The 8082-nt window shown below is 42.7% G+C and carries 8 protein-coding genes, 2 tRNA genes and 1 rRNA gene; 5 read left to right on the top strand and 6 right to left on the bottom strand.

Translation table 11 applies throughout. The features are described 5' to 3' along the window. The first annotated feature begins 97 nt into the window (after nucleotides 1–97). From QQK21_RS07965 to QQK21_RS07975, 3 genes are all read left to right on the top strand, one after another. A tRNA-Thr gene (locus tag QQK21_RS07965) sits at nucleotides 98–173 on the top strand. A gap of 12 nt (nucleotides 174–185) precedes the next feature. Continuing rightward, nucleotides 186–301: ribosomal RNA gene (gene rrf / locus QQK21_RS07970) — 5S ribosomal RNA — on the top strand. Nucleotides 302–331: 30 nt separating this feature from the next. Then, a tRNA-Asp gene (locus QQK21_RS07975) sits at nucleotides 332–408 on the top strand. 65 nt (nucleotides 409–473) lie between these two features. Here the strand turns inward: QQK21_RS07975 and QQK21_RS07980 are convergent. The 6 genes from QQK21_RS07980 to lptD all read right to left on the bottom strand — a co-directional run bounded on the left by QQK21_RS07980 (nucleotide 474) and on the right by lptD (nucleotide 7274). Beyond that, nucleotides 474–1292 (bottom strand): symmetrical bis(5'-nucleosyl)-tetraphosphatase, encoded by an 819-nt coding sequence (locus QQK21_RS07980; protein ID WP_284191671.1) that lies wholly within the window; start codon nucleotides 1290–1292, stop codon nucleotides 474–476. Nucleotides 1293–1312: 20 nt separating this feature from the next. Next, a complete protein-coding gene (gene apaG / locus QQK21_RS07985) occupies nucleotides 1313–1690 on the bottom strand; it encodes a Co2+/Mg2+ efflux protein ApaG (RefSeq protein ID WP_284191672.1) in 378 nt (125 codons plus the stop codon). 70 nt (nucleotides 1691–1760) lie between these two features. Next, nucleotides 1761–2567: a 16S rRNA (adenine(1518)-N(6)/adenine(1519)-N(6))-dimethyltransferase RsmA gene (gene rsmA / locus QQK21_RS07990; protein WP_284191673.1), complete on the bottom strand. Its 807-nt coding sequence runs from the start codon at nucleotides 2565–2567 to the stop codon at nucleotides 1761–1763. Nucleotides 2568–2583: 16 nt separating this feature from the next. Next, nucleotides 2584–3573: a 4-hydroxythreonine-4-phosphate dehydrogenase PdxA gene (pdxA, locus tag QQK21_RS07995; protein WP_284191674.1), complete on the bottom strand. Its 990-nt coding sequence runs from the start codon at nucleotides 3571–3573 to the stop codon at nucleotides 2584–2586. Further along, a complete protein-coding gene (gene surA / locus QQK21_RS08000; RefSeq protein ID WP_284191675.1) occupies nucleotides 3563–4858 on the bottom strand; it encodes a peptidylprolyl isomerase SurA in 1296 nt (431 codons plus the stop codon). Before surA ends, pdxA begins: the two co-directional genes overlap by 11 nt. Nucleotides 4859–4910: 52 nt before the next feature. Then, entirely contained in the window at nucleotides 4911–7274 is a 2364-nt protein-coding gene (gene lptD, locus QQK21_RS08005; protein ID WP_284191677.1) for an LPS assembly protein LptD, read from the bottom strand. On the opposite strand from lptD, the gene QQK21_RS08010 reads away from it, so the two are divergent. After that, nucleotides 7210–7371, top strand: coding sequence for a hypothetical protein (locus tag QQK21_RS08010; RefSeq protein ID WP_284191678.1), 162 nt, complete (start codon nucleotides 7210–7212; stop codon nucleotides 7369–7371). The genes lptD and QQK21_RS08010 overlap by 65 nt on opposite strands. Before the next feature lie 72 nt (nucleotides 7372–7443). Continuing rightward, nucleotides 7444–8082: co-chaperone DjlA (gene djlA, locus QQK21_RS08015; protein WP_284191676.1), on the top strand; the 639-nt coding region annotated here is incomplete at its 3' end.

An 8082-nucleotide genomic window follows, 5' to 3' on the forward strand; every position in this document is an offset into this window, starting at 1 on the left:
AATAGCGCCGATGGTAGTGTGGGGTTTCCCCATGTGAGAGTAGGACATCGCCAGGCTTTATATACCCTGCTTTAGATATGTATCTTGAGCACATTATGCTGATATAGCTCAGGTGGTAGAGCGCATCCTTGGTAAGGATGAGGTCCCCAGTTCGAGTCTGGGTATCAGCACCAAAAAGAATTTTGCTTGGCGACCATAGCGTTGTGGACCCACCTGATTCCATGCCGAACTCAGAAGTGAAACGCAATAGCGCCGATGGTAGTGTGGGGCTTCCCCATGTGAGAGTAGGACATCGCCAGGCTTTACATTTAGACTTAGGTCTAACCAGTGCGGAGCGGTAGTTCAGTTGGTTAGAATACCGGCCTGTCACGCCGGGGGTCGCGGGTTCGAGTCCCGTCCGCTCCGCCACTTCTTCTAAACCCCAGCAGCGATGCTGGGGTTTTTATATGCGGTTTACTCTTACTTGTGGTCATTCAGCCAGTGAATTGAGTGACACTACGCTGGGTAAAGTATTTCCTATCTTCCCAACGAATCATAGTTAAACGTCCTCCCCATACACAGCCAGTATCTAAACCTATTACTCGCTTGCGATTACAACCTTCAAGTGCCGCCCAGTGACCAAATAGAATGGTTTTTTTTATTTTTTTTGAGCGTTTGAGTTCAAACCAAGGCTTTAAATCACTGCCAACTAATTCTTTAGGAGAGCGTTTGCACTCCATATCTAAGCTAGCATCTGGAAAGCAATACCTCATTCTAGTAAAAGCATTAATGATATAGCGGTATCGTTCGATTCCCTCGAGTCTACTAGACCATAAGTTTGGTTTGTTATCATACATATTTTTAACCAACCAAGGCCACTGATCACCTCTTAATATCGCTTCGACTTCTTCAGCGCATTTTCTCGCTGTGGATAATGTCCATTGAGGGGAAATTCCTGCGTGGCAGATAACAAACTCATCATGCTCAGCGAGCAGAGGCTGATGGCGTAACCAAGTTAATAGTTCATCCCGATCGCTTGCTTTTAGAATGGCGCTAGTTTTGTCCTTTTTTTTAGCAGGAAAGAGGCCAAGGGAAACGCTAAGAAGGTGTAAATCATGATTACCGAGAACAACTCGAGCACTTTTACCTAAACTTTTTATAAAACGTAGGGTTTTTAGTGACTTTGGGCCGCGAGCGACTAAATCGCCGACTACCCAGAGGACATCATTACTTGTACTAAATTTTGCTTTTTCGAGTAGTAATTCGAGTTCGTCGAAACAACCTTGAATATCACCAATAATATAATTGGACACAACAAATCCCGTAGTGAAAATTAGTTTAAAATATTAGGTAGAGCGAGTCTGAATGGATCTATCTCAGTAATAAACTCTTTCCCTTTTTCATCAAGTAAAATGTATTGGCCTTGCATAACCCCAACAGGGGTCTCGATTGCAGTACCGCTGCTGTAGGTGTATTCGTCATTTCCAGAGATAAAAGGCTGCTGTCCCACAACTCCATCTCCTTCAATAGTCATTTGCTTTCCGTTAGCGTCGGTGATGAGCCAGCGACGGCTGATTAGCTGAACGGTTTGATTACTTAAGTTTTTTATTGTAATAACGTAGGCAAAGACATAGTGATTTTCATCAGGCTGAGACTGCTCTGATATATATTTGGTATGGACTTGGACTTTAATACAAGGGGGGGCTGCCATTGGGACTCCTGCGTATCAGTCAAAAATTAGAGCTGTCTCGTGTTCAGCTACAACTCTAATTATATGAGTGTTAATTGTGGTTTGCGTCTAACCAATTAGCTAAATCGACAAATTGTTCTAGAGTTAAGTTTTCTGGACGCATGCTTGGACTGATGCCGAGCTCCTCTAAAACTTCTACAGTAACTAATGATTTATAGCAGTTTCTTACGGTTTTACGCCTTTGGTTAAACCCTTCTCTGCAGACCCTGTCTAACCAGTTGAGACTTGTTGCTGGATATGGCAGTGTTTCATATGGAACAAGACGAACTACGGCGGAATCAACTTTTGGTGGTGGTACAAAGGCACTAGGTGGAACTTCAAGAACTGGGATTACTTTACAGTAGTACTGAGCCATTACCGTTAACCGACCGTAAGCTTTTGTTCCTGGGCCTGCCGCTAATCGATTGACCACTTCTTTTTGCAACATGAAATGCATGTCTTGAACATCCTTATGATATTCAAATAAGTGGAACATAAGTGGTGTGGATATGTTGTATGGTAAGTTACCGAAAATACGTAATCTATTATTTGGTTTGACTAGCTGCGCGAAGTCAAATCGCATCGCATCGCCTTCGTAAATCGTTAACTTACTTGATAATTCAGGATGTTGTCTTAATCGCTCTGCTAGATCGCGGTCAAGTTCAATCACTGTAAAGCTGTCTACTTCTCGTCCTACAGGTTCAGTGATAGCCCCTAGACCAGGACCAATCTCAACCAAATTCTGACCAGGTTTTGGGTTTATTGCAGATACGATTCCATCAATGATGTATGGATCGTTTAAGAAGTTTTGACCAAAGCGCTTTCTAGCTTTGTGCCCTAAGTGGACATCATTTCTCATAGTGTTCTCAAAGTTACTAAATTTTGTTTTCGACAAGCTCTATTGCTTGGGTGAGTGCCGTTGTAAAACTTCCTGTATCAGCCTTTCCTGTCCCTGCTAGGTCTAATGCTGTTCCATGATCAACCGATGTTCTGATAAAAGGTAAACCCAAAGTGACGTTCACTGAACGACCAAAGCCTTTATATTTTAACACAGGGAGTACCTGATCGTGGTACATCCCCAATATTGCATCTGCATCGGTAAGGTATTTGGAGCTAAATATAGTATCAGCAGGTAATGGACCTATAACATCTATCTCTTTATTTAGACGAAGTTTCTCTAGTGCTGGGATGATGGTGTCTATCTCTTCTGTACCTAGGCAGCCATCTTCACCGGCGTGTGGATTGAGTCCACAGACATATATTTTAGGCGATGCGATAGCAAATTTGCTGATCAAATCTTGGTGGAGGATCTGAACAATGCTCTCTAGTCGCTCTGGCGTAACTGCCTTTGAGACATCTGATAATGGAATATGGGTGGTCACCAAGGCCACTTTAAGTCCCTCAGTTGCGAGCATCATTACAACTAAAGGAGTGTTTGAAACTTCGGCAAAGTACTCAGTATGTCCACTAAAGGCGACACCTGAATGGTTGATAATACCTTTATGTACTGGACCTGTGACCACAGCATCAAATTCACCACTTAAACATCCTAAAGAGGCACGTTTTAAAGTTTCTAGTACGTATTGGCTATTATTTACATCTAATTGACCAGGTGTGACAGGAGTGCACAGTGGTATATGGTCTATTACCAGAGTGCCGGACTTTTGTGGTGATGCTGGAGTCTGTGGGTCATAGCCGGTTAGCTCAATATTGATATTCAGGAGCTTTGCACGCTGCATCAACATTTCTTTGTCAGCACATATCACTATTTGATGGGGCCAATCTTGTTCAGCGAGAGAAATTACCAAATCAGGGCCAATTCCAGCAGGTTCCCCAGCCGTCACAACAATACGTTTAATTGCCATCTTGTTTTTCCTGGATGACTTCGACAAAAGCACTAGCTCTGATTTCCTGTAACCAAGCGCTGGCTTCTTCATTGAACTTTCGGTTAAAGATAATTCGATAGGCTTTGTTTTTTAAAGCTGAGTCTGTACGGTCTACTTCTCTTTTATCCATAACCTCAACGATATGCCAGCCATGTACGGTTTTAAAGGGTTCACTGATTTTACCTATGGGAAGAGTATCTATTTGATGTTTAAACTCAGGGACATAGATATCTGATGTTTGATAGCCTAATTCACCTTGTTGAGATGCAGAGCCAGGGTCTTGGCTATATTGTTGTGCCATCTCTCCAAATGTGGCCTCTCCAGACTCAATCTTACGGGTGATATCAAGCAGCTCATTTTGTACTCCTTCATCACTTAAAATTACCGTTGGTTTTATGAGGATATGTCTGGCTTGTATTTCGGTGACGGCAACGGTTTCCAAGCCTTTGACGTCTTCGATCTTCAAAATATGAAAACCAACTCCACTTCTAAATGGGCCAATGATACTGCCTTTATTTTGTAATTTGATCTGATCTGCAAAGATGGTCGGCATCTCTTCTTTTCTCATCCAACCCCAGTCCCCTCCTTGCAGAGCTTTCGGGCCCTTAGAGTAGGTATAAGCCAAAGTGTTAAAATCGGCACCTTGGTTAAGCTTTTGCACAATTTGATTGGCTTTGGTTTCAACGGCCGATTTATCTTCTTTCTCATCGATTCTTAACTGAATATGCCCCACTTTATATTGTACGGTGGCATTAGTTTCTTTTGCTAAAACATTGGCGAGATTATCCACTTCTGCAGGTAGTATATTGATACGTCGACGGACAAGAGCATTTCGAGCCTCACTGGCTGCTATTTCCTTACGGACTTGTTCTCGAAACTGGCTGTAGCTAAGGCCTTCTTTGGCTATCGAAGCATAGAGTTGTTCGAGAGTTTGTTGGTTATTTTTTGCAATGTCTTCGATGGTTTTGTTGAGTCTATTATCATCAATGCGCACGCCGATCCTTTCGGCTTCCTGTTGCTGTATCGTATCGACAATCAACTTTTCAGTTACTTGCTCTCTGAGTGTGTCATCGTCCGGCAGCGTTTGCTGGTTGTCTTTAGCATTCGCACGGATAGTTTTTAGTGATGTTTCAATATCACTTTGTAGTATTACACCACTGTTGACAATAACAGCAACCTTGTCCAGTTCATTTGGTGTTGCATACACGGTACTCCACTGGCACGTAACCAAAAGCCCAAGTAAAATTTTGTTCCAAAGTTTCATCGAATTACCTGTAGATAGCCTTACCTGTGTCTTTTGACTCCAGGACTCAAATTTAATTGTTAAGAAAAAATGGGCGGCCGTAGCCTAGGGAGTTACTTGATCCACTCTCGGTTGCGACTCCTGAATCTGATCCTATGCTAGTACCAAAGCCAATAATGCCGAAGTTTACACTAAAGTTGTTTTCATAAACGGGTGTGGAGTTTGGATAACTTGAGAAACTAGGTTCCCAGTTTTTTAGCTGATTACTGTAACTAAATCCAATATACCAGCAGTCTGAACGATAGTTGATACCCGCGAGCCACTCGAGAGAGTTCTCGGTCGTTAAGTCATAAAAATACTGACCGCTTGCACTCCATTTGCGAGTTAACTGATAGCTTGCGAGCAATCCAGCTTGAGATATGCCGTCTTCGGTTATTGCATCTAAATCACCAATGCTATCGCCAAGCGTATTCTCTATATACTCTCGGGTTACGTAGCGATAATTAGCTTGAACATAGCCTTTGTCAAAGCGATACTCAACGGTACTATTACCTAACTGAAGCTCACTGGTATCAACGTCATACTGTATTCCACCATGGTAAAACAAGTAGTCATCGTAGTTGAAATCCATTTCAACCGCCCATGCAGAGTACTTTGACTTGTTGTTATCGTCGTTGTTGAGTGATGAATTTTTGGTGTCCTTATCAAGGTAGAAGATCTGGCCAAAGGAAATATTGAGCCTTTCCTTATATTGATTATCAAAAAATCGAGTAGAGGCACCATAGCTAAATTGGTTGGCTGCAGCGATACGATCGACGCCACTATATTTGCGACTGCGAAAAAGACCATAATAGTCAGTCTGCAGCAGGGTAGTATCGTATAAATAGATATCGCTTTGGTCTTGATCCGGTACGTATAGATATTGCACTTGTGGTTCAAGGGTTTGCGTGTAGTTATCGAAGATAACAGTATCGCGCTCAAGAGTTATTCCGGCATGCGATCTAAACTCAGGAATAACGCGTGACGTTGATTCTTTTAAGCTATAGCCTTCGTCGGACAGTTTAGCTAAATCAACAGTGCTTAAGTCCTGCTGGTAATACGTTCCGAGTAACCTAGCTTCTGTTGTCCAAGTGCCCCAAGAAGTACCAATCGGAACCTTCAAGCCTGGCTCGATATGTACTCTCGTCGCCGAGGGCTTTTCCTTATCATCAGTATCAAATTTTGATATATGACTTTTAAGATCTACGTCGAGGTAGCGCATCACTTCCGGTGAATAGTAGTTAAAATCTAGCTGTGGTAACAAACGGTACGGCGTGTTATTGCTTTCAGTCAAAACTTGAAAATCTCGAGTTAAGATAGAAGCATCCCAGCTTGCTGAGCGGTAAGTTACAACGGCTTCTTGGATCAATTGTCCGTCTGACTGGTTACCTAGGCCGGAGCCGGTATCGGAGAAATACCGGATATCGCTCACTTTCGAATAATCGACTCCAAGCTTCCAGTTCTCATCATAGATACCTGAATGTTGCCACTGTATTCCCCAGCGATCGCCTTGCTCTGGATATTTTTTATCGTCGGGCAAATATTCAGATTTGATTGTACTGTAACCCAAATCGGACAAATATCGGAATTCACTATTCAATTGAGTTCCACGATTTTGCATCGACTTAATTGTTGTTTCCAAGTCGTAATTTGGAGCAAGGTTCCAGTATATGGGAACTTCCATTTCGAACCCGTCACTCGACCCATAGGAAACGGTTGGGTAAAGAAAGCCTGTTTTACGAGTATCACCGATTGGTACTGTTAAAAATGGCAAATAAAAGACGGGGATATTTTGGATTTCAAAGCGTGGATTGTAGAAGGTGGCCTCTTCTTCATTCTGGTCTACATCAATATTTGATGCTCTCATGCGCCAAGAACTGTCACCTTCAGGACAAGACGTTATGGTACCATCTTCGATTTGGTATACTGCTTTTCCAGTTTTCGCTACATATACCGCTTCCCCTCGCCCTGGTTCACACAAAAATTGATAGTTGGTATTTTCTAGCGTTACTTCTTCAGAGTTTAGATTGTGTACGGCTTTGTCTGAGAGGGTTTTAAGTTGCCCATCGCTAAATACAACGTTTCCTTCTGCCACCACAATGTTATCTTTCTGATGAACAGTTACATTATCCGCTTTCATGCGTTTTTTACCTTGGACAACGGTAACATTTCCTGAGTAAGTCGCTTTATCACCATTGATAGCCTCAAGACGATCAGCATCAACATTTACTGGCTGTTGTTTGGCGTTTTCTGGCTCCACCTCATTGACCAAACATTGGTCGATAGGGTCTAATACTTCACTCTTACTAGAGGATACTTTGGGCTGAGTATCCATGTGTGAATCTTCAGCCTTAGCCTGGGATATTAATAAGGCGGCGCTAATTGAAGTGGCTAACAAGGTACGAGGAAAACGTGACATCGAGTTTGACTATCCTGTTGAACTTGATACATCCGGTGAATGGGTGACCGAATTTAAAATTAAACGGTCCTTATGATAAAGGAATTTGTCGCTTACAGCACTATCAGACTGCCTTATGAAGAAAAAATTCAGAGATTGAGAGCAAACAATGCATATTTTCGGCAAAATATTGGGTACTTTTTTTGGTTTTCTTATGGGGGGACCTTTTGGGGCTATTTTTGGTTTGTTTATAGGTCATCAGTTTGATAAAGCTCGTCGCCTGAAACTGGCAGGCTTTAATTCAGATTTTGGCACTGGACCGAGCCAAAGTGAGAAGCAAGCTGAGTTTTTTAAAGCTGCATTTGCTGTGATGGGGCATGTTGCGAAAGCGAAAGGGCAGGTCACACAAGAGGAAATTCAGTTAGCAACGACCATGATGGAGCGCATGAGTTTGCATGGTGAGCAGCGAAGAGCTGCACAAGAGGCTTTTCGAGAAGGCAAAGAGCGTGACTTTCCTTTGGAAACGGTTTTAGAACGTGTGCGTATCTCTGCAGGTGGAAGATTTGATTTGATGCAATTCTTCCTAGAGTTACAAATATCGGCAGCATTTGCTGATGGTGACCTCCACCCTAGTGAACGAAATGTACTTCATAAAGTTGCACGCGGTTTAGGGTTTTCTTCCGATCAGCTCGAGCAACGTTTAAAAATGCAAGAGGCGGCATTTCGATTTCAGCGAGGTGGGTTTGGGGTGTCATTACTGAGGGATCTTGACGGGATAAATACCATTCGACTCTGTCGTATCCTTACA

Source organism: Vibrio zhanjiangensis (genome assembly GCF_030161235.1).
GTDB lineage: Bacteria > Pseudomonadota > Gammaproteobacteria > Enterobacterales > Vibrionaceae > Vibrio > Vibrio zhanjiangensis.